The organism is Pedococcus dokdonensis (genome assembly GCF_900104525.1).
In the GTDB taxonomy this organism is placed as follows: Bacteria; Actinomycetota; Actinomycetes; order Actinomycetales; family Dermatophilaceae; genus Pedococcus; species Pedococcus dokdonensis.
In genome coordinates, this window is the sequence record NZ_LT629711.1 from 1 (window position 1) to 23,352 (window position 23,352).

Below are 23,352 nucleotides of genomic sequence, written 5' to 3' on the forward strand. Positions count from 1 at the left end.
GACCACCTCGCCGAGCTCGGCGCCGGGCAGGGGGTCGGCCCACTCGCGCACCTCGTGCGCGCGTGGCGCAGGCCGATCCGCTCTAGCACCGCACGGGAGCGCGCGTTGACAGCCATCGTCTCGGCCCAGATCCGCTGCAGCCGCACCGTCTCGAAACCGTGTTGCACGAGGCGGGCGGCGCCCTCGCTGGCCAGGCCGCGACCCCAGGCCCGCTGGCGCAGCCGGTAGCCGAGCTCCGCCTCGCCGTCGGCGGTCGGCGTCAGGCACAGCCAGCCGACGAACTCGTCGCCCTCGTAGGCCGACCAGTAACCCAGCCCCAGGGCGTCGTGCGCGGGGTCGGTGCGTTGCGGCAGCCACACCTCGATCGCCTCCTCGGCAGGCGTGGCGCGACCGGTGAGGTGCGCCATCACGGCGGGGTCGCCGTCGAGCTCGACGAGCAGGTCGCTCTCGTCGCCGACAGCGGGCGCAGCGCCAGCCGGTCGGTGGTCAGACCCGGCCGGGCCATCACGGTGCCGTCGCCAGCAGCTCCGGACCGAGCTCGGCCACCGAGCCGATGCCGGACAGGCCATCGTGAGGTCGAGCTCGGCGACGATGTTGGCGAGCACGTCGCGCACGCCGTCGCGGCCGGCCAGCGCCAGCCCGTAGACGTACGGGCGCCCGATCGCGACGGCGTCGGCCCCGAGCGCCAGCGCCTTGACCACGTCGCTGCCGGTCCGGACCCCGCTGTCGAGCACGACCGGGAGGTCGGGTCCCACGGCAGACCGGACCGCCGGCAGGGCGTCGAGCGAGGCGATCGCGCCATCGACCTGACGCCCTCCGTGGTTGCTGACCACGATGCCGCTCGCTCCGATCTCGACCGCCCGGGCGGCGTCGTCGGGGTGGAGCACGCCCTTGACGAGGAACGGCAACGAGGTGCGGTCGCGCAGGGTGGCCAACCGGTCCCAGGTGAGGCCGGGGTTGGAGTAGATGTCGAGGAACGTCTCGACGGCGGCCCGGGGCACGGGGGAGCGCAGGTTCGTGCGCAGGTCGCCGGGGTGCTCCCGGCTGATCGACAGGAGTGACCGCAGCGCGCCGAGGGTCACCTTCACGTCGTCGGACCCGCCGTTCCCGGCCGCCTTCGCCGCCACCCGCTCGGCGACGATCTCCTGGAAGCGGGGATCGGAGGTGTACTGCGCGATCCCGATGCCCTGCGAGAACGGCAGCGATCCGAGGTTGAGGTCCTGCGGTCGCCAGCCCAGCATCGTCGTGTCGAGCGTGACCACGACGGCCTCGGCCCCGCTGGCCTCGGCCCGCGCGAGCAGGCTGTCGACGAGCGGCTCGTCGGTCGACCAGTAGAGCTGGAACCACCGCGGCCCCGACGCCATCGCGGCGGCGACGTCCTCCATCGGGGAGCAGCCCTGGTTGCTGAGGATGTAGGGCAGGCCCAGCTCGGCGGCGGCTGCCCCGATCGCGGTGTCGCTGTCGCGTCGCACGAGGCCGGCCGCGCCCACCGGGGCGAGCAGCACCGGTGCCGGCAGCCGCCGGCCGAGCAGCTCGACGGACAGGTCCCGGCTGACCCGGCCGGGCAGCATACGAGGCACGATGCGGTGCCGCTCGAAGGCGACCCGGTTGGCGCGGGCAGTCGTGCCCTCGCCGGCCGCGCCGGCGACGTACGCCCAGGCCCGCGGCGACATCTCGGCCTGCGCGCGGCGCTCCAGCTCGGCGAAGTCGGTGGGCACGGTGGGTCGCGACCCGAGCACGCCGGCGCGGTACACGAGCGACTGACGGGTGCGGCCGGGACCTGCGTGAGCCGGTCCGGGCGCCTGCGGTTCCTCCTGCATGGCCCGATCCTGCCAGCCCGGCGGCCACGCGCGGCTGTGGACGTCCCGCTGGAATGACAGCCTGGTGACAGGTTCGCCACGGGTGCCTCCAAGCGGGGGGACGCAGCCTCGAGGGAGCAGGGACGCACCGCAGCGTCCCGTGACCGAGAGACTGTGTCTCCGAAAGGAAGTGCGCCCACGATGCCCACCGTCAGCAAGACCCTGAAGATCGCCGCAGCCGGAGGCGTGGCCGCCGTCGTCGCGGGCCTCGGCGCGAGCGCGGCGATGGCCGACAGCACGCCGAGCCCGAGCGGGACGACCACGACGGCACCCTCCCAGGAGGGGCCGGGACGAGCCGGCCCGGGCGGCGGACCCGGCGGCCGGCACGGCGGACCCGGTGGCCTCGACGCCGCCGCGCTCGCCAAGCAGCTCGGCCTGACCGAGGCCAAGGTCACCGCGGCGCTGGAGAAGGTGCGGGCGACCGACCAGCCGCCCACACCGCCGGCCGAGGGGACCAGGCCCACCCCGCCCACGGAAGCCCAGCGCCAGGCCCGCGAGAAGGCCCACGTCGCCGCGCTGGCCAAGGCCCTCGGCGTCGGCGAGGCCAAGGTGCAGGCCGCTCTCGACGGGGTCCGGGCCCAGCGCGAGGCCGGCCGTCGGACGGACCTGTCGACCCGGCTCGACGCCGCGGTCAAGGCCGGGAAGCTGTCCGCCGCCGACCAGGCATCGGTGCTCAAGGCCTTCGACGCAGGTGTGCTCGGGGGTGGGCCCCGCCCTGACCCGGGCCCGCCGCACCACCGGCCACGGCCACGCCTCGTTCCCCCGCGAGCGCGTGGCCGTGGTCCGTTTCGTGCTGCGATGGGGCATTCGGGCGGCCTGCGACGCGCCACCGGCACGGGTATGCCGGGTGCCTGCGGCTCGATTTGGTAGGTCACCGCCCGCTCTGGCACACTGGACCGGTTGCTTGACGCGCGCCGTTGACCCATGTCGACGCCGCCACCCCCGGTGCCACACCTCGAACCGTGCTCTCACGCACGGGGCGACACTCCAGGGAAGCGCAAGCCCCGGCTCTGCCGGACTTCCGAGAAATCCGCACGATCTGCGTGGAAGCGCATGTCGTCGGGCCGCGGAGCGGGTGCGACACACCCGACCGCGGGGGTCGGAGGGACGCAGAGGCGGCCACAAGCTAGATGTTCGGCGAGAGAGAGACGTAACGGAGATGGCGGGACAGAAGATCCGCATCCGACTGAAGTCGTATGACCACGAGGTCATCGACAACTCGGCGCGCAAGATTGTCGACACGGTGACCCGTGCCGGTGCGACGGTGGTCGGCCCTGTGCCGCTGCCCACGGAGAAGAACGTCTTCGTGGTGATCCGTTCGCCCCACAAGTACAAGGACAGCCGCGAGCACTTCGAGATGCGCACCCACAAGCGCTTGATCGACATCATCGACCCGACGCCCAAGGCCGTCGACTCGCTGATGCGCCTCGACCTGCCGGCTGACGTCAACATCGAGATCAAGCTCTGAGGCTGGCGACAATGACCACCACTGCTACCAAGACCGTGAAGGGTGTGCTGGGCACGAAGCTCGGCATGACCCAGGTGTGGGACGCCGAGAACCGGCTCGTCCCCGTCACCGTCATCCAGGCGGGTCCCTGCGTCGTGACGCAGGTGCGCGCCAGCGCGACCGACGGCTACGACGCCGTCCAGATCGCGTTCGGCGCCATCGACCCCCGCAAGGTGACCAAGCCCCTGACCGGGCACTTCGAGAAGGCCGGCGTGACCCCGCGTCGCCACCTCGTGGAGCTCCGCACCGCTGACGCCGCCGAGTACTCGCTCGGCCAGGAAGTCACGGTCGAGACCTTCGAGGCCGGCCAGGACATCGACGTCACCGGCACCACCAAGGGCAAGGGCTTCGCCGGCGTCATGAAGCGACACGGCTTCCACGGCGTCAGCTCCTCCCACGGTGCCCACAAGAACCACCGCAAGCCGGGCTCGATCGGTGGCTGCGCCACCCCGGGTCGCGTCTTCAAGGGCATGCGCATGGCCGGCCGCATGGGCGGCGTGCGCCAGACCACCCAGAACCTCACGATCCACGCCGTGGACGTGGAGCGGGGCCTGCTGCTCGTCAAGGGTGCCGTCCCCGGCCCCCGCAACGGCACGGTCCTCGTCCGCACGGCTGCGAAGGGAGCCTGATCACCATGGCTACCAAGACTGTCGTCGCCGACCTGCCCGCCGAGATCTTCGACGTCCAGGTCAACGTCCCGCTGATCCACCAGGTCGTCGTGGCCCAGCTGGCCGCTGCGCGTCAGGGCACGCACTCCACCAAGACCCGCGGCGAGGTCCGCGGTGGTGGCCGCAAGCCTTACCGCCAGAAGGGCACCGGCCGCGCCCGTCAGGGCTCGACCCGCGCCCCGCAGTTCGCCGGTGGTGGCGTCGTCCACGGCCCGCAGCCGCGTGACTACTCCCAGCGCACCCCCAAGAAGATGAAGGCCGCCGCCCTGCGTGGCGCCCTCTCCGACCGGGCCCGCCACGACCGCGTGCACGTCGTCGAGTCGCTGGTGACGGGGTCCGCCCCGTCCACCAAGGACGCCGCCGCGCTGCTCGCCGGTCTGACCGAGCGCACCAACCTGCTCGTCGTGCTCGACCGCAGCGACCTGGTGTCGCTGAAGTCGGTCCGCAACCTCGACGGCGTGCACGTGCTCGCCGCCGACCAGCTCAACACGTATGACGTGCTGTGCGCGGACGACGTCGTGTTCACCAAGGCCGGCCTCGAGGCGTTCGTCACCAAGGCCCAGCCGGTCGGTGGCGTCGAGGTCACCATCGTGACCGACGAGGCTGCGGACGAGAAGCCCGCCAAGGCCACCAAGACCGCTGCCAAGGCTGACAAGGCCGACAAGCCCGCCAAGGCTGAGAAGGCTGAGAAGGCTGAGAAGCCCGCCAAGAAGGCCGCCGCGAAGAAGGCCACCGCCACGAAGGCCGCCAAGGCCGACGCGGACGACAAGGCCGAGGAGGAGACCAAGTGAGCAGCCTCGCTGCAGGCAAGGACCCGCGCGACATCCTGATCGCACCGGTCGTGTCGGAGAAGTCGTACTCGCTGCTCGACCAGGGCAAGTACACCTTCATCGTCGACCCCCGGGCCAACAAGACCGAGATCAAGATCGCCGTCGAGCGCGTCTTCGGAGTGAAGGTCGACTCCGTCCACACCCTCAACCGAGTCGGCAAGACCCGCCGCACCCGGTTCGGCATCGGCAAGCGCAAGGACACCAAGCGTGCGATCGTCACCCTCCGCGAGGGCTCGATCGACATCTTCGGTGCCGGCGCCTGACGGACACGCTGAGAAACGTAAGGGATCACTAACCATGGGTATCCGCAAGTACAAGCCGACGACGCCTGGCCGTCGTGGCTCCAGCGTCGCCGACTTCGTCGAGGTCACGCGCTCCACGCCGGAGAAGTCGCTGGTCCGCCCGCTGACGAAGTCCGGTGGACGCAACAGCAACGGCCGCATCACCACCCGCCACATCGGTGGTGGCCACAAGCGCGCCTACCGCGTCATCGACTTCCGTCGCCACGACAAGGACGGCGTGCCGGCCAAGGTCGCTCACATCGAGTACGACCCCAACCGCACCGCGCGCATCGCGCTGCTGCACTACGCCGACGGTGAGAAGCGCTACATCCTGGCCCCCCGTGGCCTGGAGCAGGGCGCCAACATCGAGAACGGCCCCTCGGCCGACATCAAGCCCGGCAACAGCCTGCCGCTGCGCAACATCCCGACCGGTACGGTCATCCACGCCGTCGAGCTCAAGCCCGGTGGCGGCGCGAAGATCGCCCGCTCGGCCGGTGTGCGCGTGCAGCTCGTCGCCAAGGACGGCCCCTACGCGCAGCTGCGCATGCCGTCCGGTGAGATCCGCAACGTCGACCTGCGCTGCCGCGCCACGGTCGGCGAGGTGGGCAACGCCGAGCAGTCCAACATCAACTGGGGCAAGGCCGGCCGCATGCGGTGGAAGGGCAAGCGCCCGACCGTCCGTGGTGTCGCCATGAACCCGGTCGACCACCCGCACGGTGGTGGTGAGGGCAAGACCTCCGGTGGTCGCCACCCGGTCAGCCCCTGGGGTCAGGCCGAGGGCCGCACCCGCCGCCCCGGCAAGCCGAGCGACAAGCTGATCGTTCGCCGCCGTCGTACTGGCAAGAAGCGCTGATAGGAGCCTGGAAGCATGCCTCGCAGTTTGAAGAAGGGCCCCTTCATCGACGACCACCTTCAGAAGAAGGTCGACGTCCAGAACGAAGCGGGTACCAAGAACGTCATCAAGACCTGGTCGCGTCGGTCGGTCATCAGCCCCGACATGCTGGGTCACACCCTCGCCGTGCACGACGGCCGCAAGCACGTCCCGGTGTTCGTCACCGAGTCGATGGTCGGTCACAAGCTCGGTGAGTTCGCGCCGACCCGCACGTTCAAGGGTCACGTGAAGGACGACAAGAAGGGGCGTCGTCGCTGATGACCGCCTCCACCGACAACAAGGACAACGTGATGGAAGCCAAGGCGAGTGCGCGGCACGTCCGCGTCACGCCCCAGAAGGCCCGCCGCATCGTGGACCTGATCCGCGGCAAGCAGGCCGTCGAGGCGATTGCCGTGCTGCGGTTCGCGCCGCAGTCCGCGTCCGACCCGATCCAGAAGGTGCTCGAGAGCGCCATCGCCAACGCCCGGGTCAAGGCCGACAAGGCCTCCGAGGCGTTCGACGAGCGCGACCTGGTCATCAGCGCCGCCTTCGTCGACGAGGGTCCGACCATGAAGCGGTTCCGCCCGCGGGCCCAGGGCCGCGCGGCACGCATCAACAAGCGGACCAGCCACATCACCGTGGTCGTCACGCCGAAGACCACCAAGGGAGGCACCCGCTAATGGGTCAGAAGGTCAACCCGCACGGCTTCCGCCTCGGTATCACCACCGAGCACAAGAGCCGCTGGTTCGCTGACTCCACCAAGGAGGGTCAGCGCTACCGCGACTACGTCAAGGAAGACGTCGCCATCCGCAAGCTCATGTCCGAGGGCATGGAGCGGGCCGGCATCTCCCGCGTCGAGATCGAGCGCACCCGTGACCGCGTCCGTGTGGACATCCACACTGCGCGCCCGGGCATCGTCATCGGTCGCCGCGGCGCCGAGGCCGACCGCATCCGTGGCGAGCTCGAGAAGCTCACCGGCAAGCAGGTCCAGCTGAACATCCTCGAGGTCAAGAACCCCGAGGTCGACAGCCAGCTCGTCGCGCAGGGCATCGCCGAGCAGCTCTCTGCTCGCGTGTCGTTCCGTCGCGCGATGCGCAAGGGCATGCAGTCCGCCACCCGCGCCGGCGCCAAGGGCATCCGTGTCCAGGTCTCCGGTCGCCTCGGCGGCGCCGAGATGTCCCGCACGGAGTTCTACCGTGAGGGTCGCGTCCCGCTGCACACCCTGCGTGCGCAGATCGACTACGGCTTCTACGAGGCCCGCACCACCTTCGGCCGCATCGGCGTCAAGGTGTGGATCTACAAGGGTGACGTCACCGCCCGTGAGCTGGCCCAGCAGCAGGCTGCTGCGCCGCGCCCGAGCCGTGGCCCCCGTCGTGACGGTGCCGACCGTCCGGCCCGCGCCCGTCGCGAGCGTCCGGAGGCCGCCGCCACCGAGACCGCTGCTGAGGCCCCCGCCGCTGAGGCGACCGCAGCCAGCACTGAGGGAGAGCAGTCCTGACATGTTGATTCCTCGTCGAGTCAAGCACCGCAAGCAGCACCACCCGGGTCGCTCGGGCGCTGCCAAGGGTGGCACCAAGATCGCGTTCGGCGACTACGGCATCCAGGCCCTCGAGCCCGCCTACGTCACCAACCGCCAGATCGAGTCCGCTCGTATTGCGATGACGCGTTACATGAAGCGTGGTGGAAAGGTGTGGATCAACATCTACCCCGACCGCCCGCTGACCAAGAAGCCGGCCGAGACCCGCATGGGTTCCGGTAAGGGCTCCCCGAGTGGTGGATCGCCAACATCAAGCCTGGTCGCGTGATGTTCGAGGTGTCCGGTGTGTCCGAAGAGGTCGCCCGTGAGGCCATGCGTCTGGCGATGCACAAGCTCCCCATGAAGTGCCGCTTCGTTCGGCGTGAGGGTGGTGACATCTGATGGCAGTCGGATCCAAGGACCTGGTGTCGGCGAACCTGCGTGGTCTCGACGACGACCGCCTGGTCGACGAGCTGCGCAAGGCCAAGGAGGAGCTGTTCAACCTCCGGTTCCAGTCGGCCACCGGCCAGCTGGACAACCACGGCCGCCTGCGCGCCGTCCGCAAGGACATCGCCCGCATCTACACCGAGCTGCGTGAGCGCGAGCTCGGGATCGGGCAGAGCCCGAGTGCATCGGCCGAGGAGGAGTCGGCATGACCAAGAACACCAAGGACGACACCGTGGATGAGGCCGTGAAGGCGCAGGACCGCAACTACCGCAAGACCCGTCAGGGTTACGTGGTCAGCGACAAGATGGACAAGACCGTGGTGGTCGAGGTCGAGGACCGCGTCAAGCACGCGCTCTACGGCAAGGTCCTGCGGCGCTCGAGCAAGGTCAAGGCCCATGACGAGGACAACGCCGCCGGCATCGGTGACCGCGTCGCGATCATGGAGACCCGTCCCCTCTCGGCCACCAAGCGCTGGCGCGTGGTGGAGATCCTCGAGAAGGCCAAGTAAGCCACCTGCCGCCTCGGCAAGCCCATCTGTCATCAGACAGTCCAGTTCGGCCAGGCTCGCCCGCGAGGGTGAGAACCAGCACGACGAGTAGGAGTAAGAAGTGATCCAGCAGGAGTCGCGACTGCGTGTCGCCGACAACACTGGTGCCAAGGAGATCCTTTGCATCCGTGTCCTCGGTGGCTCGGGTCGTCGTTACGCCGGCATCGGTGACGTCATCGTCGCCGCCGTCAAGGACGCCATCCCCGGCGGCAACGTCAAGAAGGGCGACGTCGTCAAGGCCGTCATCGTGCGCACCACCAAGGAGCGCCGTCGCGGTGACGGGTCGTACATCAAGTTCGACGAGAACGCCGCCGTCATCCTCAAGGCCGACGGGGACCCCCGTGGCACCCGCATCTTCGGCCCGGTCGGCCGTGAGCTGCGTGAGAAGAAGTTCATGAAGATCATCTCGCTGGCGCCGGAGGTGCTCTGACCCATGGCTGACAAGAAGAAGATGAAGATCAAGAAGGGTGACACCGTCAAGGTGCTCACCGGCAAGGACCGCAACAGCATCGGCAAGGTCATCGCCGTCTACCCCGAGACCGAGCGGGTGCTCGTCGAGGGTGTCAACCGGGTGACCCGCCACACCAAGGCCGGTCAGAGCGCCCGCGGCACCCGCACCGGTGGCCTGGTCGTCCAGGAGGCTGCGATCCACGTCAGCAACGTCGCGGTCGTCGACCCTGACGACAAGAAGGTCGGCACGCGGATCAAGACCCGCGTCGAGACCGTCGAGCGCGACGGCCGCACCAAGACCGTTCGCACCCGTGTCGCGGTGCGCTCGGGCAAGGACCTGTGAGAGAGACCATGACCCAGACTGAAGTTTCCGCAGCGGTGACGCCGCGCCTCAAGCAGCGCTACGCGGACGAGATCAAGGGCCAGCTGTTCACGCAGTTCGGCTACCAGAACGTCATGCAGGTGCCGGGCGTGGTCAAGGTCGTCGTCAACATGGGTGTCGGTGACGCCGCCAAGGACGCCAAGCTCATCGAGGGCGCGATCAAGGACCTCTCGGCCATCACCGGCCAGAAGCCCCTGGTCACCAAGGCCCGCAAGTCGATCGCCCAGTTCAAGCTGCGTGAGGGCATGCCGATCGGCGCGCACACCACGCTGCGCGGCGACCGCATGTGGGAGTTCCTCGACCGTCTCGTGTCGGTGGGCCTGCCCCGCATCCGTGACTTCCGTGGCCTGTCGCCCCAGCAGTTCGACGGCAGGGGCAACTACACCTTCGGTCTCACGGAGCAGTCGATGTTCCACGAGATCGACCAGGACCGGATCGACCGCGTGCGTGGCATGGACATCACCGTGGTGACGACCGCCACCAACGACGACGAGGGCCGCGCACTGCTCAAGGCGCTCGGCTTCCCCTTCAAGGAGAACTGACATGGCGAAGACCGCCCTGGTCAACAAGGCCAACAAGAAGCCGAAGTTCAAGGTCCGCGCCTACACGCGCTGCCAGCGCTGCGGCCGACCGCACTCGGTCTACCGCAAGTTCGGGCTGTGCCGCATCTGCCTTCGCGAGATGGCTCACCGCGGCGAGCTGCCCGGCGTCACCAAGAGCTCCTGGTAATACCCACCGATTTTCATCCCTACATCGCAGGTCGCTGCAGCCGCAGTGAAACCACGGTGAGAGAGGGCCGGAGAAGCCCATGACCATGACTGACCCGATTGCGGACATGCTGACCCGCGTCCGGAACGCCAACTCGGCGCACCACGACGCAGTCTCCATGCCGTTTTCCAAGCTGAAGTCCCACATCGCCGAGATCCTCCAGGCCGAGGGCTACATCGCCTCCTGGAAGGTCGAGGACGCCGAGGTCGGCAAGACGCTGACCATCGAGCTGAAGTACGGCCCCAACCGCGAGCGGTCCATCGCTGGCGTGCGCCGTGTCTCCAAGCCCGGTCTGCGCGTCTACGCCAAGTCGACGAACCTGCCCAAGGTGCTCGGCGGCCTCGGTGTGGCCATCCTGTCCACCTCGTCTGGTCTCCTCACGGACCGCCAGGCCAAAGCCAAGGGTGTGGGCGGGGAAGTCCTCGCCTACGTCTGGTAAGGGGATTCGACATGTCGCGTATCGGACGACTCCCGGTCTCCATCCCCAGCGGTGTCGAGGTCACCATCGACGGCCAGACCGTCAAGGTGAAGGGCCCCAAGGGCGAGCTCAGCCACGTCGTGGCCGAGCCCATCACGGTCGAGAAGGGCGACGCTGACCTCGAGGTCAAGCGCCCCAACGACGAGCGCCAGTCCCGTGCCCTGCACGGCCTGACCCGCTCGCTCATCAACAACATGGTGCTCGGCGTGACCGAGGGCTATGAGAAGAAGATGGAGATCCACGGCACGGGTTATCGCGTGGCCAACAAGGGCGGGGACCTCGAGTTCGCGCTCGGCTACAGCCACTCGATCACCGTCAAGGCCCCCGAGGGCATCTCCTTCGCCGTCGAGAACCCGACCCGCTTCGCGGTCCAGGGCATCGACAAGCAGCTCGTCGGCGAGGTTGCTGCCAACATCCGCAAGCTGCGCAAGCCCGACCCGTACAAGGGCAAGGGCGTGCGGTACGCGGGCGAGCACATCCGTCGCAAGGTCGGAAAGGCCGGTAAGTAAGCCATGGCAATGATCGTCAAGCGCGCCAAGGGCAAGTCCGCTGCACGCGGCCGTCGCCACCTGCGCCTGCGCAAGAAGGTGACCGGCACGACCGTGCGTCCGCGTCTGGTCGTGTCCCGCTCCTCGCGCCACGTCTTCGTGCAGATCGTCGACGACACCATCGGCAAGACCGTGGCGTCGGCCTCCACCATGGAGGCGGACCTGCGTTCGTTCGAGGGTGACAAGACCGCCAAGGCCCGCAAGGTGGGCGAGCTGCTCGCCGAGCGTGCCAAGAGCGCCGGTGTCGAGGCCGTCGTCTTCGACCGTGGTGGCAACAAGTACCACGGTCGCGTCGCGGCCATCGCCGAGGGCGCTCGCGAAGGTGGGCTGGCCCTGTGACCGCCGCCAAGAACACTGCAACTGTTGAGATGAGGAACATCTGATGCCCGGACCCCAGCGTCGAGGCACTGGTGCCGCTGCTGGCGGCGACAACGCTCGTGGTGAGCGCGGCGACCGCCGCGGTGGCCGCGACAACCGTCGCGACGGTGGCCGTGACCAGGCCGAGAAGAGCGCCTACGTCGAGCGCGTCGTGACCATCAACCGCGTCTCCAAGGTCGTCAAGGGTGGTCGTCGCTTCAGCTTCACCGCCCTCGTGGTCGTGGGCGACGGCGACGGCACCGTCGGCGTCGGCTACGGCAAGGCCAAGGAAGTTCCCGCGGCCATCGCCAAGGGTGTCGAGGAGGCCAAGAAGGAGTTCTTCAAGGTCCCGCGCATCCAGGGCACCATCCCGCACCCCGTGCAGGGTGAGGCCGCGGCCGGTGTCGTCATGCTCCGCCCCGCCGCTCCCGGTACCGGTGTCATCGCCGGTGGCCCGGTCCGCGCGGTCCTGGAGTGCGCCGGCATCCACGACGTGCTGAGCAAGTCGCTCGGCTCGGACAACGCCATCAACGTCGTCCACGCGACGGTCGCGGCCCTGCAGGGTCTCGAGCGTCCGGAGGCCGTGGCCGCGCGCCGTGGGCTCCCGGTCGACCAGGTCGCCCCGGCCGCCATGCTGCGCGCCCAGGCCGCCGGCCGCGAGGCCGCCAAGGCAGGTGCCTGATGGCACGGCTGAAGGTGACCCAGACCCGTTCCGAGATCGGTGGCAAGCAGAACCAGCGTGACACGCTGCGCAGCCTCGGTCTGAAGCGCATCGGCGACGTCGTCGTCAAGGAGGACCGTCCCGAGATCCGCGGGATGGTCAAGACGGTGACGCACCTCGTTGCCGTCGAGGAGGTTGACTGACCATGGCAGAGAAGAAGGCCGCCAAGGCCGCTGCCGCCCCTGAGGGCACGGCCCTCAAGGTGCACCACCTGCGTCCCGCCCCGGGAGCCAAGACCGCCAAGACCCGCGTGGGTCGCGGTGAGGGCTCCAAGGGCAAGACCGCCGGTCGCGGCACCAAGGGCACCAAGGCCCGCTACCAGGTTCCGGAGCGCTTCGAGGGTGGCGCCATGCCGCTGCACATGCGTCTGCCGAAGCTGCGTGGCTTCAAGAACCCGTTCCGCGTGGAGTTCCAGGTCGTCAACCTGGACAAGCTGTCGGCGCTCTTCCCCGAGGGTGGCGACGTGACCGTCGCCGATCTCGTGGCCAAGGGTGCGGTCCGCGACAACTCCCCGGTCAAGGTGCTCGGCACCGGCGAGATCACCGTCAAGGTCAACGTGACCGCTGACAAGTTCTCGGCGACCGCCAAGGAGAAGATCGAGGCCGCTGGCGGCTCGGTCACCTCCGCCTGACCACACCAGCTGTGCTCGAGGGTATGCCGCGGGCTCACCTCTCCAGGTGAGCACGCGGCATACCCCGTTTGGTGTCCGGGGCGCTGTTGTCAGCGCCGTGGGCACGCCCTTTGGGAACCGCGGCCCGGGCCGGGGTAACCTTCCTAGGATTGCCTGACCGTCATCACCGCGTGGCCCGACCGGCCCGCGTCACCAGGAGGACCTGTGCTCACCGCCTTCACCCGTGCGTTCAAGACGCCGGACCTGCGCAGGAAGCTGCTGTTCACCCTCGCGATCGTCATCATCTTCCGGATGGGCTCGCACGTGCCGGTCCCCGGTGTGAGCTACACCGCCGTGCAGGCCTGCATCAAGGGTGCGGACAACACCACCGGTGTGCTCGGCCTGGCCAACCTGTTCAGTGGTGGCGCGCTCCTGCAGCTGTCGATCTTCGCGCTCGGGATCATGCCCTACATCACGGCGAGCATCATCGTGCAGCTCCTCACCGTGGTCATCCCGCGGTTCGAGGCCCTCAAGAAGGAGGGCCAGCAGGGCCAGACGAAGATGACCCAGTACACCCGCTACCTGACCATCGGTCTGGCCGTGCTCCAGTCCTCCACGCTGATCACCTTCGCCCAGAACCCCTCCGCGCTGTTCGGGCCGAACTGCACCAAGATCCTCCCCGACGAGTCGATCCCGACCCTGGTCATCATGGTCCTCACCATGACCGCCGGCACCGGTGTGGTCATGTGGCTCGGTGAGCTGGTCACCGACAAGGGCATCGGCAACGGCATGTCGCTGCTGATCTTCACCTCGATCGCCAGCTCGTTCCCGAGCTCGCTGTGGGCCATCCAGCAGCAGGACGGTCGCTGGGACGTCTTCATCGGCGTGATCCTGCTCGGCTTCCTGATCATCGCCCTGGTCGTCTTCGTCGAGCAGAGCCAGCGCCGCATCCCGGTGCAGTACGCCAAGCGGCAGGTCGGCCGCCAGATGTACGGCGGGACCTCGACCTACATCCCGCTCAAGGTCAACATGGCCGGCGTCATCCCCGTGATCTTCGCCTCTTCCCTGCTCGCGCTGCCGTCGTTGCTGGCACAGTTCAACCGGTCGACCACCGGCGACCAGGCCGGCTGGGTGACCTGGATCGACGCGCACCTCGTGCGCGGCGACCACCCGATCTACATGGTCACCTACGTCGGGCTGATCCTGTTCTTCACGTTCTTCTACGTGTCGATCACGTTCAACCCGGTCGAGGTGGCCGACAACATGAAGCGCTACGGCGGCTTCATCCCAGGTATCCGCGCCGGGCGACCCACGGCCGAGTACCTCGACTACGTGCTCACCCGCATCACCGTTCCAGGGGCCATCTACCTCGGCCTCGTCTCGTTGATCCCGCTGATCGCACTGAAGCTCGTCGGCGCCAACCAGAACTTCCCGTTCGGTGGCACCTCCATCCTCATCATCGTCGGTGTGGGCCTGGAGACCGTGAAGCAGATCGAGTCGCAGCTGCAGCAGCGTCACTACGAAGGGTTCCTTCGGTAATGCGTCTGATCATCCTGGGTCCGCCCGGTGCCGGTAAGGGCACGCAGGCGGCCAAGATCGCCGACAAGTTCGGCATCCCGGCGATCTCGACCGGTGACATCTTCCGCGCCAACATCAAGAACGAGACCCCGCTCGGCCTGCAGGTCAAGGAGGTGCTCGCGTCCGGTGGCTACGTCACCGACGACATCACCAACGCGATCGTGCGCGACCGGCTGTTCGAGGACGACGCCGAGCAGGGCTTCCTGCTCGACGGCTTCCCGCGCACCGCCGCCCAGGTCGAGACGCTCGACGCGATCCTGGCCGAGCACGGCCACGCCCTCGAGGCGGTGCTCGAGCTGACCGTCGACCAGGAGGCGGTCGTCCAGCGGCTGCTCAAGCGGGCCGAGATCGAGGGGCGCGAGGACGACACCGAAGAGGTGATCCGCGAGCGCCAGGCGATCTACCGCCGCGAGACCGCCCCGCTGACCGAGGTCTACTCCGCCCGTGGCCTGCTCGTGCAGGTCGACGGCATGGGCTCGGTCGACGACGTCTTCCTCCGCATCTCCGAAGCCCTCGAAGGGGTTGCTCGATCCTGATGTTCGGCCGGTCCCGCATCGAGACCAAGACCCCCGACCAGATCCTGCGCATGCGCAAGGCTGGGCTGGTGGTCGGTCAGACCCTCCAGCTGATGGCCCAGACGGTCCGTCCGGGGATCACGACCAAGCAGCTCGACGAGCTCGCCGAGGAGCACATCCGTGGGTGCGGGGCCACGCCGTCCTTTCTCGGCTACCACGGCTTCACCGGCTCCCTGTGCACCTCCGTCAACGAGGAGGTCGTGCACGGCATCCCCGGGTCGCGGGTGCTCGCCGAAGGTGACCTCATCTCGATCGACTGTGGCGCCATCGTCGACGGCTGGCACGGCGACGCGGCCATCTCGCTGATCGTGGGCGGTCGCGACGCGGGGCGTCCCGAGGATCTTGCCCTGATCGACGCCACCGAGGACTCGATGTGGGCCGGCATCGCGGCGCTCGCGGTGGGGGAGTCGTTGTATGCGGTGGGCGCAGGTGTCGAGGACAGCATCGTCGCGTCGGGGGAGCGCGACGGGCGGGACTACGGCATCGTCGAGGACTACGTCGGGCACGGCATCGGCACGGAGATGCACCAGGACCCGCAGGTCCCCAACTACCGCGTCCGCGACAAGGGCCCCACGGTCCGCTCCGGCGTGACGGTGGCGATCGAGCCGATGGTGACCCTCGGCAGCGCGGACACCACCGTGCTGGAGGACGACTGGACGGTCGTGACCAACGACAAGTCCAGGGCGGCGCACTGGGAGAACACCGTGGCCGTCACCGATGCCGGCCTCTGGGTGCTGACCGCCCTCGACGGCGGCAAGGAGCGGCTGGAAGCCGCCGGCGCGGCATACGCCCCCCTCACCTGACCTCACCTCCCTGCACTTCTGGCCACCGGTGCCCCACCGGAGGGCCGAAACGGCTCCGGGACGGGCCACCCATGGCCAGAAGTGGGGGTCCTGAGCACGATTTCGTGCTCACGCCGTCCTGGCGTAGACTGGTCTGTCGGTGCGCGACCTCGCGCGCCGCATTCGTGTGTGTGCCCCGTCCGGGGGTCCACCACGACCATGCACGACAACAGATTGTGGAGGCTATGGCCAAGAAGGACGGTGTCATCGAGATCGAGGGCACGATCGTCGAGGCTCTCCCGAACGCGATGTTCCGGGTCGAGCTCACGAACGGTCACAAGGTTCTCGCTCACATCTCGGGCAAGATGCGTCAGCACTACATCCGGATCCTCCCCGAGGACCGCGTGGTGGTGGAGCTCAGCCCGTACGACCTGACCCGTGGCCGGATCGTCTTCCGCTACCGCTGAGCCCGCTCAGCCGCACCACCCGCAAGACCTGCCGGCCCGCCCGGATCGGCAGTGCCAGATCGACTGAAGCAGAGGCTATGAAGGTCCAGCCGAGCGTCAAGAAGATCTGCGACAAGTGCAAGGTGATCCGCCGCCACGGTCGGGTCATGGTGATCTGCGAGAACCTGCGCCACAAGCAGCGCCAGGGCTGACCAGAGCACCACCCAGCACGACTCGCAGCTCCTCGAGCAGCGCAGACAAGTGAATCGACCGCAGTACCCGGCCCCTGAGAGCAGCGTCATCGACGCAGCCCAGGACGTCACCCCCGGCCCGGAGGCCAGGGACCGGTGCCCCGAGGAAAGCTTCGGGAACCAGCCCGGAACGGTACTGCTCCAGACCTCCGGTGAACAAAGGAAACATCCAACATGGCACGTCTTGTTGGTGTGGATCTCCCGCGCGAGAAGCGCGTCGAGATCGCTCTCACCTACATCTTCGGAGTGGGTCGCACCCGCTCCCAGCAGGCCCTGGCCGCGACGGGCGTCGACCCGAACACCCGCGTCCGCGACCTGACCGACAACGACCTGGTCCAGCTCCGCGACTACCTCGAGGCGAACGTCAAGATCGAGGGTGACCTCCGTCGCGAGATCGCCGCCGACATCCGCCGCAAGGTCGAGATCGGCTCCTACGAGGGTCTGCGGCACCGTCGCGGCCTGCCCGTGCGCGGTCAGCGCACCAAGACCAACGCGCGCACCCGCAAGGGCCCCAAGCGCACCGTCGCCGGCAAGAAGAAGGTTGGTAAGTAATGCCTCCCAAGGCTCGTACCGCTGGCGCCAAGAAGGTGCGCCGCAAGGAGAAGAAGAACGTCGCCCACGGGCACGCTCACATCAAGAGCACGTTCAACAACACCATCATCTCGATCACGGACCCCACCGGTGCCGTGATCTCGTGGGCCTCCGCCGGCCAGGTCGGCTTCAAGGGCTCGCGCAAGTCCACCCCGTTCGCCGCTCAGATGGCCGCCGAGGCCGCTGCCCGTCGCGCGATGGAGCACGGCATGCGCAAGGTCGACGTCTTCGTCAAGGGCCCCGGCTCCGGTCGTGAGACCGCCATCCGCTCCCTGACCGCCACCGGCCTCGAGGTCGGCGCGATCAGCGACGTCACCCCCTCGCCGCACAACGGCGTCCGTCCGCCCAAGCGCCGTCGCGTCTGATTAACGGGAAAGGTAGATAAGAACAATGGCCCGTTACACCGGACCCATCACCAAGAAGTCGCGTCGCCTCAAGGTCGACCTGGTCGGCGGCGACAAGAACTTCGAGCTCCGTCCCTTCCCGCCCGGCCAGCACGGCCGTCGCCGGATGCAGGAGAAGGAGTACCTCACCCAGCTGCAGGAGAAGCAGAAGGCCCGCTTCACCTACGGCGTCATGGAGAAGCAGTTCCGCGGTTACTACGAGGAGGCCTCGCGCCGCTCGGGCAAGACCGGTGAGACCCTGCTGCAGATCCTCGAGTCCCGCCTGGACAACGTGGTCTACCGCGCCGGCCTGGCCCGCACCCGTCGTGCGGCTCGCCAGCTCGTCACGCACGGCCACTTCGAGGTCAACGGCGTGCGCGTGGACGTCCCGTCCTACCGCGTCGAGCAGTACGACATCATCACCGTGCGCAAGCAGTCCGAGAAGACCTTCCCGATCGAGCTGGCTCGCCAGACCTTCGGCGAGCGCCCCACCCCGGCCTGGCTCCAGGTCGTCCCGGGCACGCTGCAGATCCTGGTGCACCAGCTGCCCGTCCGTGAGCAGATCGACACGATCCTCACCGAGCAGCTGATCGTCGAGCTCTACTCGAAGAACTGATGGCCTGAGGTATGCCGCGTGGGTGACCACGCGGCATACCTCGCCTTCGGTTGCGGTAGCAGACAGAGGCCACCGCGACAGCCGGTCGGACCGGCACATCATCGGCGTCATATAGCGGTCGCCGACGAGAAAGGAAACACCCGTGCTCATCGCACAGCGCCCCTCCCTCAGCGAAGAGGTCGTTGCGGACAACCGCAGCCGCTTCGTCATCGAGCCCCTCGAGCCCGGCTTCGGCTACACGCTCGGCAACTCGATGCGCCGCACGCTCCTCTCGAGCATCCCCGGCGCCTCCGTGACCAGCATCCGCATCGACGGCGTGCTGCACGAGTTCTCCACGATCCCCGGGGTCAAGGAGGACGTCACCGAGATCATCCTCAACATCAAGGGTCTGGTTGTCTCCTCGGAGCACGACGAGCCGGTCGTCATGTACCTGCGCAAGCAGGGTGCGGGCGCCGTGACCGCGGCCGACATCGCGCCGCCGGCCGGTGTCGAGGTGCACAACCCCGACCTGCACATCGCCACGCTCAACGGCAAGGGCAAGATCGAGATGGAGCTGACCGTCGAGCGCGGTCGCGGCTACGTCTCGGCCAACCAGAACAAGTCCGGTGACCAGGAGATCGGTCGCATCCCGGTCGACTCGATCTACTCGCCGGTGCTGGCCGTCACCTACAAGGTCGAGGCCACCCGTGTCGAGCAGCGCACCGACTTCGACAAGCTGATCGTCGACGTCGAGACCAAGAACTCGATGGCCCCGCGCGACGCGATGGCCTCCGCCGGCAAGACCCTGGTCGAGCTGTTCGGCCTGGCCCGCGAGCTCAACGTCGAGGCCGAGGGCATCGACATGGGCCCGTCGCCGACCGACGCCGCCCTGGCCGCCGACCTGGCGCTGCCGATCGAGGACCTCGACCTCACCGTGCGGTCCTACAACTGCCTCAAGCGCGAGGGCATCCACACCGTGGGTGAGCTCGTCGGGCGCAGCGAGGCCGACCTGCTCGACATCCGCAACTTCGGTGCGAAGTCGATCGACGAGGTCAAGGCCAAGCTGGTCGGCATGGGTCTGGCCCTCAAGGACAGCCCGCCCGGGTTCGACCCGTCCGCGATCGCCGACAACTACGGCGACTACGACGACGACTTCGCTGACGACGGCCGCGCCCTGGCCGAAGACGAGCAGCTCTGACCAACCGCCGCTGACCGGCCGGCACCGCGCGGTGCCGGCAGGTCACAACCAAGGAGAACCTGAACCATGCCTACCCCCACCAAGGGTCCCCGTCTCGGCGGCGGTCCGGCTCACGAGCGCCTGATCCTGGCCAACCTGGCCAGCTCGCTGTTCGAGCACGACTCGATCACCACCACCGAGGCCAAGGCCAAGCGCCTGCGCCCGCTGGCCGAGCGTCTCGTGACGTTCGCCAAGCGCGGTGACCTGCACGCGCGTCGTCGCGTCCTGTCGGTCATCTCCGACAAGGGTGTCGTGCACCGTCTCTTCACCGAGATCGCGCCCGACATGGCCGAGCGCCCCGGCGGCTACACCCGCATCACCAAGATCGGCGCCCGCAAGGGTGACAACGCCCCCATGGCCGTGATCGAGCTCGTCCGCGAGCCGCTGGCCAAGAAGGCGACGGTCAAGGAGGCGGAGGCCGCCACCAAGCGCTCCGCCAAGCAGGCCGAGGCCAAGCAGGCTGCCGCCGAGACCAAGGCTGCCGAGGAGGAGAAGGTCGAGGAGACCGAGGCCACCGAGACCACCGAGACCACCGAGGCCACCGAGACCACCGAGGCCACCGAGACCGAGTCCACCGAGGCCACCGAGGCTGCGGCCAAGGAGGTCCCGGCCGGCGCCATCGCCGCGAACGAGGACGGCTCGTCGCCCGACGACGCCTACACGGTCAAGGGCAACGCCGACTCCGGCAAGTTCCACGAGCCCGACGGCCAGTGGTTCGAGCAGACCCACGCCGAGTTCTGGTTCAAGTCCGCTGCCGACGCCGAGGCCGCTGGCTTCGAGAAGGCCGGCGGCGACGCCTGACCGGTCGTCCTACGCAGCACGCACGGGCCGCTCACCCCTCGGGGTGGGCGGCCCGTTCTGCATCTCCCACTTCTGGCCACCCGTGCCGCTTCCGGACCTCGGGATGGGCCGCTGATGCAGCACGGTTGGCCAGAAGTGGCAGGGCGACAGCGGCGGGGAGGGGGTCAGGTGGGCCGGGTGCGCCGGGTGGGGCGGGTGGGCCGGGTGGTGCCCTCGGTGCGGAACGCGCCGGCCAGCGGCAGGATCGCCAGGATCAGCACCATCGGCACCGCGAAACCCGGGCGCAGCGACTCGGACCCGACGACGCCCGTCAGCACTGCGCCGAGCAGGCCGCCCACGTAGTTGAACTGGTTGAACCGGGCGATCACGGCGTCGACCCGCTCCCGCCGCGCCTCGGGGTCGAGGCCGCCCCCGGCGACGACCGCGGCCGCCGAGAAGGACAGGGGCGCGATGACCGCGACCGAGCCGCCGAGGAAGGTGAAGCCGAGCACGGCCACCCACCAGGTCGGGGAGAAGACGATGACGGCCAGCGCCGCGCAGGCGACGACGGCCCCGACTCGCAAGAGGCGCACCGCCCCGAGGCGGGCGACTGCGCCGTCACCGGCCAGCCGGGTGGCCAGGCTGGCGACGAGGTAGGGGAGCGTGGCCAGCGGCAGCAGCCAGTCCGGGGCGGCGTGCACGGACTTGAGGAAGACCGGGCCCCAGGTCGTGGCTGCCGTGTCGACCATGTAGAAGAGGACCATCGCGGCGCCCAGCAGCAGGATCCGTCGCCAGGGCACGTCGAGTCCGGGGGCGCTGGTCGACACCGGCTCGTCGGCGCTCGCGGGCAGCAGCGGGGCGGCCAGCAGGAGCAGCGCCACGACGCAGAGTGGGAGCAGCCCGGCCAGGAGCCCGACCCGGGTCACGGCGATCGTGACCAGCGTCGCGACGATTCCGCCGGCGGTCCAGGCCCCGTGGAACGACGGCAGGATGGTGCGGCCGTAGCGGTGCTCGACCGCCACCGCCTGCATGTTCGAAGCGGCGTCGACGACGCCGAGCCCGAGGCCGTAGACGGCCAGCCCGCCCACGAAGACCCCCCGCTGCGGTGCGCCGGCGACCGCGGCCAACCCGAGCGCCTGCAGGACGAACCCGACCCGCAGCGCCGTGGCGCTGCCCCGCCGGGTCGCCGCCAGCTCCGAGAGGGCCGAGCCGGCGCCAGCGAGCAGCACCACCATGAGCAGGAGCCCCGAGACGAACAGCTCGGACAGGTCCCACTTGTCCTGGAACCGGGGGAGCCGAGTGGTGAGCGAGATGAACAGCAACCCCTGCACGGCGAAGGCCGCAGCGACGGCCATGCGGTGGTGGGACAGGGCGGTGGCGGTGTCGGCGGGACGAGTCGAGCTCACCGGGACACTGTCGCAGACGACCGCGAGGCGGCGCGGGAGGTCGGCACCAGCCCGTGGCTAGGCTGGCCGGATGGACGAGGAGCAGGGCCCCGCGCACCGCCCCGGGGAGGTCGCCGGGCAGGGTGCTGCGCTGCGGATCCGGCTCGACCTCGGTTACGACGGCACCGAGTTCTCCGGCTGGGCGGCCCAGCCGGGGCTGCGCACCGTGGAGGGTGAGCTCTCGACCGCGCTGGGCACCCTGTTGCGGTCGGAGCAGCCGGTGCGGCTCACCGTCGCCGGGCGCACCGACGCGGGTGTGCACGCCCGCGGCCAGGTCGCGCACCTCGACCCCGACCCCGCCGCGTGGGCCGCTCTTCCCGGGCGCTCCGACCGCACGCCGGAGGGCGCGGCGCTGACCCGGCTGCGCGGCATACTCCCCGACGACCTGGCCGTCCACGCGGTGACGGTCGCGGCGGCGGGGTTCGACGCGCGGTTCTCGGCGCTCCAGCGCCGCTACGTCTACCGGCTCTGCGACCGGCCCGAGACCGTCGACCCGCTGCGGCGCCGTGACACGGTCCTGACCAAGCGCGAGCTGGACGTCAGGGCCATGCACGAGGCGGCGCAAGGCCTCGTCGGCCTGCACGACTTCGCGGCGTTCTGCAAGCGGCGCGAGGGGGCCACGACGGTGCGCACCCTGCTCGACTACTCGTGGCGCCGGGCGGAGGACGGCACGGTCGAGGCGACCGTCGTGGCCGACGCGTTCTGCCACTCGATGGTGCGGGCGCTGGTCGGCGCCCTCGTGCCCGTGGGGGAGGGCAGGCGCGGGGTCGAGTGGCCGGCCGAGGTGCTGGGGGCCGGCGTCCGCGACACGGGTGTCACCGTGATGCCGCCGCACGGGCTGTCCCTGGAGGAGGTCAGCTACCCCGACGACACGGGGCTCGCCGCGCGGGCGCAGGAAGCGCGAGCAGTCCGCACGCTCGGCTGATGGTGGATGTTCAGTGGATCCGACGGCCCAGGGTCCGTCGGGCGCGGCGAACGACGGGCTCCGCGGATGCTCCGCGGACGCTCAGCGGACGCTAGTCGGTGATGGCGGCGTAGCCGCGGGCGTCGTGGATGGCCAGACCCGCGAATGCGGGCGCTCCCGCGAAGGCGTCCTGCACCAGCGCGAGCTGGGCCTCCAGCTGCCCCAGCGTCATGCCGTGGAAGGTCTGCTTGGCCGCCGACGGGTCTGGCCCGAGGGAGTTGGTCTCCTGGCCGATGCGGACCGGCCGTCCCAGCTCGACCCCGGCCTCGACCGCGGCGCTGGCCAGGGCGATCGTGCCGTCGGGGCCGAGGGCGCGGTTGCGGTAGGCCAGCACGGTCACGGCATCGGTGCGGCGCAGTACCTCGTGGTCGAGAGTCGATCCACCCACCCGCACCTGGTCGAACCAGAACGGCACGTCCACCTCGACGGGGACGCCGATGGCAGCCGCGCGCACCGCGTCGAGGGTCGAGAGGTAGCGGCGGACCAGGCGCTCGCGGTCGGTCGCCCACGCCGGTGTCGTCCACGGCTCGATGTCGAGGTGCACCCCGTCGAAGAGACCCGTCGCGAGGGCGGGGTGCAGCCACTCGGCCACCACCGCTGCCGGGTCGTCGAGCCAGCCCGGGTCGCCGCCCAGGGCGTCGAGGCGGAGGCCGGTGGCGCCGGCCAGGGCGGCCAGCTCGCGCAGAGTGGCGAGCTGGGCTGAGCGGTCGACGCGTGGGGGCACGGCGGCATACAGGTGCCGGATGCCTCGGGACGTCGCAAGCGCGACGACCGCACGCGGGTTCGCGGTGTCCCACACCCACATCGCCCGGTCCACGAGGCGACCCTAGCCAGCCCGGGGCAGCCCCGGTCGGCGGCAGGGGCTCGGACAACCCAGGTGACGAG

33 protein-coding genes and 3 pseudogenes are annotated in these 23,352 nt (G+C 69.4%); 33 read left to right on the forward strand and 3 right to left on the reverse strand.

Annotated elements, in window-relative coordinates; all coding sequences use genetic code 11:
* Positions 1–125 precede the first annotated feature (125 nt).
* Positions 126–1,820: pseudogene (locus BLQ34_RS00010) on the reverse strand (GNAT family N-acetyltransferase); the annotation flags it as partial.
* A gap of 180 nt (positions 1,821–2,000) precedes the next feature.
* On the opposite strand from BLQ34_RS00010, the gene BLQ34_RS00015 reads away from it, so the two are divergent.
* The 32 genes and pseudogenes from BLQ34_RS00015 to rplQ all read left to right on the forward strand — a co-directional run bounded on the left by BLQ34_RS00015 (position 2,001) and on the right by rplQ (position 20,079).
* On the forward strand, positions 2,001–2,729 hold the full coding sequence (locus BLQ34_RS00015) for a hypothetical protein (protein ID WP_197674744.1): 729 nt from the start codon (positions 2,001–2,003) through the stop codon (positions 2,727–2,729).
* Between the two features lie 289 nt (positions 2,730–3,018).
* Positions 3,019–3,327: a 30S ribosomal protein S10 gene (gene rpsJ / locus BLQ34_RS00020; protein ID WP_009775966.1), complete on the forward strand. Its 309-nt coding sequence runs from the start codon at positions 3,019–3,021 to the stop codon at positions 3,325–3,327.
* Between the two features lie 11 nt (positions 3,328–3,338).
* Positions 3,339–3,995, forward strand: a complete 657-nt coding sequence (gene rplC, locus BLQ34_RS00025) for a 50S ribosomal protein L3 (protein ID WP_091779854.1) — start codon at positions 3,339–3,341, stop codon at positions 3,993–3,995.
* Between the two features lie 5 nt (positions 3,996–4,000).
* Positions 4,001–4,597, forward strand: a pseudogene (rplD, locus tag BLQ34_RS00030) (50S ribosomal protein L4); the annotation flags it as partial.
* Between the two features lie 224 nt (positions 4,598–4,821).
* Positions 4,822–5,127: a 50S ribosomal protein L23 gene (rplW, locus tag BLQ34_RS00035; RefSeq protein WP_056915466.1), complete on the forward strand. Its 306-nt coding sequence runs from the start codon at positions 4,822–4,824 to the stop codon at positions 5,125–5,127.
* 34 nt (positions 5,128–5,161) lie between these two features.
* Positions 5,162–5,998, forward strand: a complete 837-nt coding sequence (rplB, locus tag BLQ34_RS00040; RefSeq protein ID WP_091779860.1) for a 50S ribosomal protein L2 — start codon at positions 5,162–5,164, stop codon at positions 5,996–5,998.
* A gap of 15 nt (positions 5,999–6,013) precedes the next feature.
* Positions 6,014–6,295 (forward strand): 30S ribosomal protein S19, encoded by a 282-nt coding sequence (rpsS, locus tag BLQ34_RS00045; RefSeq protein WP_009775961.1) that lies wholly within the window; start codon positions 6,014–6,016, stop codon positions 6,293–6,295.
* A 32-nt stretch (positions 6,296–6,327) separates the two neighbouring features.
* Positions 6,328–6,696, forward strand: a complete 369-nt coding sequence (gene rplV / locus BLQ34_RS00050; RefSeq protein ID WP_091788934.1) for a 50S ribosomal protein L22 — start codon at positions 6,328–6,330, stop codon at positions 6,694–6,696.
* Positions 6,696–7,514: a 30S ribosomal protein S3 gene (rpsC, locus tag BLQ34_RS00055; protein WP_091779863.1), complete on the forward strand. Its 819-nt coding sequence runs from the start codon at positions 6,696–6,698 to the stop codon at positions 7,512–7,514. The genes rplV and rpsC overlap by 1 nt, the downstream gene beginning before the upstream one ends.
* Position 7,515: 1 nt before the next feature.
* A pseudogene (rplP, locus tag BLQ34_RS00060) lies at positions 7,516–7,934 on the forward strand (50S ribosomal protein L16).
* Positions 7,934–8,188: a 50S ribosomal protein L29 gene (gene rpmC, locus BLQ34_RS00065; protein WP_091779866.1), complete on the forward strand. Its 255-nt coding sequence runs from the start codon at positions 7,934–7,936 to the stop codon at positions 8,186–8,188. The pseudogene rplP and the gene rpmC overlap by 1 nt, the downstream one beginning before the upstream one ends.
* Positions 8,185–8,487, forward strand: a complete 303-nt coding sequence (gene rpsQ, locus BLQ34_RS00070) for a 30S ribosomal protein S17 (RefSeq protein WP_091779869.1) — start codon at positions 8,185–8,187, stop codon at positions 8,485–8,487. The genes rpmC and rpsQ overlap by 4 nt, the downstream gene beginning before the upstream one ends.
* A gap of 100 nt (positions 8,488–8,587) precedes the next feature.
* Entirely contained in the window at positions 8,588–8,956 is a 369-nt protein-coding gene (gene rplN / locus BLQ34_RS00075) for a 50S ribosomal protein L14 (RefSeq protein WP_056923992.1), read from the forward strand.
* Positions 8,957–8,959: 3 nt separating this feature from the next.
* Positions 8,960–9,319, forward strand: a complete 360-nt coding sequence (gene rplX, locus BLQ34_RS00080; RefSeq protein WP_091779873.1) for a 50S ribosomal protein L24 — start codon at positions 8,960–8,962, stop codon at positions 9,317–9,319.
* A gap of 8 nt (positions 9,320–9,327) precedes the next feature.
* Positions 9,328–9,900: a 50S ribosomal protein L5 gene (gene rplE, locus BLQ34_RS00085; protein WP_091779875.1), complete on the forward strand. Its 573-nt coding sequence runs from the start codon at positions 9,328–9,330 to the stop codon at positions 9,898–9,900.
* 1 nt (position 9,901) lies between these two features.
* Complete coding sequence (locus BLQ34_RS00090) at positions 9,902–10,087, forward strand: type Z 30S ribosomal protein S14 (protein ID WP_091779878.1); 186 nt, start codon at positions 9,902–9,904, stop codon at positions 10,085–10,087.
* 79 nt (positions 10,088–10,166) lie between these two features.
* Positions 10,167–10,565 carry a 30S ribosomal protein S8 gene (gene rpsH, locus BLQ34_RS00095; RefSeq protein WP_056923989.1) on the forward strand — a complete coding sequence of 133 codons (399 nt, stop codon included), beginning with the start codon at positions 10,167–10,169 and terminating at the stop codon, positions 10,563–10,565.
* A gap of 11 nt (positions 10,566–10,576) precedes the next feature.
* The gene (gene rplF / locus BLQ34_RS00100) at positions 10,577–11,113 is read left to right on the forward strand and encodes a 50S ribosomal protein L6 (protein WP_091779880.1); all 537 of its coding nucleotides are present in this window, start codon (positions 10,577–10,579) and stop codon (positions 11,111–11,113) included.
* Positions 11,114–11,116: 3 nt separating this feature from the next.
* Positions 11,117–11,491, forward strand: a complete 375-nt coding sequence (rplR, locus tag BLQ34_RS00105) for a 50S ribosomal protein L18 (protein ID WP_056923987.1) — start codon at positions 11,117–11,119, stop codon at positions 11,489–11,491.
* Between the two features lie 43 nt (positions 11,492–11,534).
* The gene (gene rpsE, locus BLQ34_RS00110; protein ID WP_091779883.1) at positions 11,535–12,191 is read left to right on the forward strand and encodes a 30S ribosomal protein S5; all 657 of its coding nucleotides are present in this window, start codon (positions 11,535–11,537) and stop codon (positions 12,189–12,191) included.
* Positions 12,191–12,373, forward strand: coding sequence for a 50S ribosomal protein L30 (gene rpmD / locus BLQ34_RS00115; RefSeq protein WP_035902503.1), 183 nt, complete (start codon positions 12,191–12,193; stop codon positions 12,371–12,373). The genes rpsE and rpmD overlap by 1 nt, the downstream gene beginning before the upstream one ends.
* A 2-nt stretch (positions 12,374–12,375) precedes the next feature.
* Positions 12,376–12,861 carry a 50S ribosomal protein L15 gene (gene rplO, locus BLQ34_RS00120; RefSeq protein ID WP_091779886.1) on the forward strand — a complete coding sequence of 162 codons (486 nt, stop codon included), beginning with the start codon at positions 12,376–12,378 and terminating at the stop codon, positions 12,859–12,861.
* A gap of 204 nt (positions 12,862–13,065) precedes the next feature.
* Positions 13,066–14,379, forward strand: a complete 1,314-nt coding sequence (gene secY, locus BLQ34_RS00125; protein WP_091779889.1) for a preprotein translocase subunit SecY — start codon at positions 13,066–13,068, stop codon at positions 14,377–14,379.
* A complete protein-coding gene (locus BLQ34_RS00130; protein ID WP_091779892.1) occupies positions 14,379–14,954 on the forward strand; it encodes an adenylate kinase in 576 nt (191 codons plus the stop codon). Before secY ends, BLQ34_RS00130 begins: the two co-directional genes overlap by 1 nt.
* The gene (gene map, locus BLQ34_RS00135) at positions 14,954–15,796 is read left to right on the forward strand and encodes a type I methionyl aminopeptidase (RefSeq protein ID WP_091779895.1); all 843 of its coding nucleotides are present in this window, start codon (positions 14,954–14,956) and stop codon (positions 15,794–15,796) included. The genes BLQ34_RS00130 and map overlap by 1 nt, the downstream gene beginning before the upstream one ends.
* A gap of 224 nt (positions 15,797–16,020) precedes the next feature.
* A complete protein-coding gene (gene infA, locus BLQ34_RS00140) occupies positions 16,021–16,242 on the forward strand; it encodes a translation initiation factor IF-1 (protein WP_006946284.1) in 222 nt (73 codons plus the stop codon).
* Positions 16,243–16,319: 77 nt separating this feature from the next.
* The gene (rpmJ, locus tag BLQ34_RS00145; RefSeq protein WP_010148647.1) at positions 16,320–16,433 is read left to right on the forward strand and encodes a 50S ribosomal protein L36; all 114 of its coding nucleotides are present in this window, start codon (positions 16,320–16,322) and stop codon (positions 16,431–16,433) included.
* A gap of 213 nt (positions 16,434–16,646) precedes the next feature.
* Complete coding sequence (rpsM, locus tag BLQ34_RS00150) at positions 16,647–17,024, forward strand: 30S ribosomal protein S13 (RefSeq protein ID WP_091779898.1); 378 nt, start codon at positions 16,647–16,649, stop codon at positions 17,022–17,024.
* Positions 17,024–17,428, forward strand: a complete 405-nt coding sequence (gene rpsK, locus BLQ34_RS00155) for a 30S ribosomal protein S11 (protein WP_056883316.1) — start codon at positions 17,024–17,026, stop codon at positions 17,426–17,428. Before rpsM ends, rpsK begins: the two co-directional genes overlap by 1 nt.
* 25 nt (positions 17,429–17,453) lie before the next feature.
* On the forward strand, positions 17,454–18,062 hold the full coding sequence (rpsD, locus tag BLQ34_RS00160; protein WP_091779901.1) for a 30S ribosomal protein S4: 609 nt from the start codon (positions 17,454–17,456) through the stop codon (positions 18,060–18,062).
* Between the two features lie 142 nt (positions 18,063–18,204).
* Positions 18,205–19,239: a DNA-directed RNA polymerase subunit alpha gene (locus BLQ34_RS00165; protein ID WP_091779903.1), complete on the forward strand. Its 1,035-nt coding sequence runs from the start codon at positions 18,205–18,207 to the stop codon at positions 19,237–19,239.
* A 66-nt stretch (positions 19,240–19,305) separates the two neighbouring features.
* Positions 19,306–20,079: a 50S ribosomal protein L17, sunset domain variant gene (rplQ, locus tag BLQ34_RS00170; protein ID WP_091779905.1), complete on the forward strand. Its 774-nt coding sequence runs from the start codon at positions 19,306–19,308 to the stop codon at positions 20,077–20,079.
* Positions 20,080–20,243: 164 nt separating this feature from the next.
* Here rplQ and BLQ34_RS00175 read toward each other — a convergent pair whose 3' ends face one another.
* Positions 20,244–21,464 (reverse strand): MFS transporter, encoded by a 1,221-nt coding sequence (locus BLQ34_RS00175; protein WP_231961361.1) that lies wholly within the window; start codon positions 21,462–21,464, stop codon positions 20,244–20,246.
* A 70-nt stretch (positions 21,465–21,534) separates the two neighbouring features.
* Between BLQ34_RS00175 and truA the strand changes: the two genes are divergently transcribed.
* The gene (truA, locus tag BLQ34_RS00180; protein ID WP_091779908.1) at positions 21,535–22,428 is read left to right on the forward strand and encodes a tRNA pseudouridine(38-40) synthase TruA; all 894 of its coding nucleotides are present in this window, start codon (positions 21,535–21,537) and stop codon (positions 22,426–22,428) included.
* 91 nt (positions 22,429–22,519) lie between these two features.
* On the opposite strand, the gene BLQ34_RS00185 is transcribed toward truA, so the two are convergent.
* On the reverse strand, positions 22,520–23,284 hold the full coding sequence (locus BLQ34_RS00185) for a hypothetical protein (RefSeq protein WP_157692828.1): 765 nt from the start codon (positions 23,282–23,284) through the stop codon (positions 22,520–22,522).
* Between the last annotated feature and the right edge of the window lie 68 nt (positions 23,285–23,352).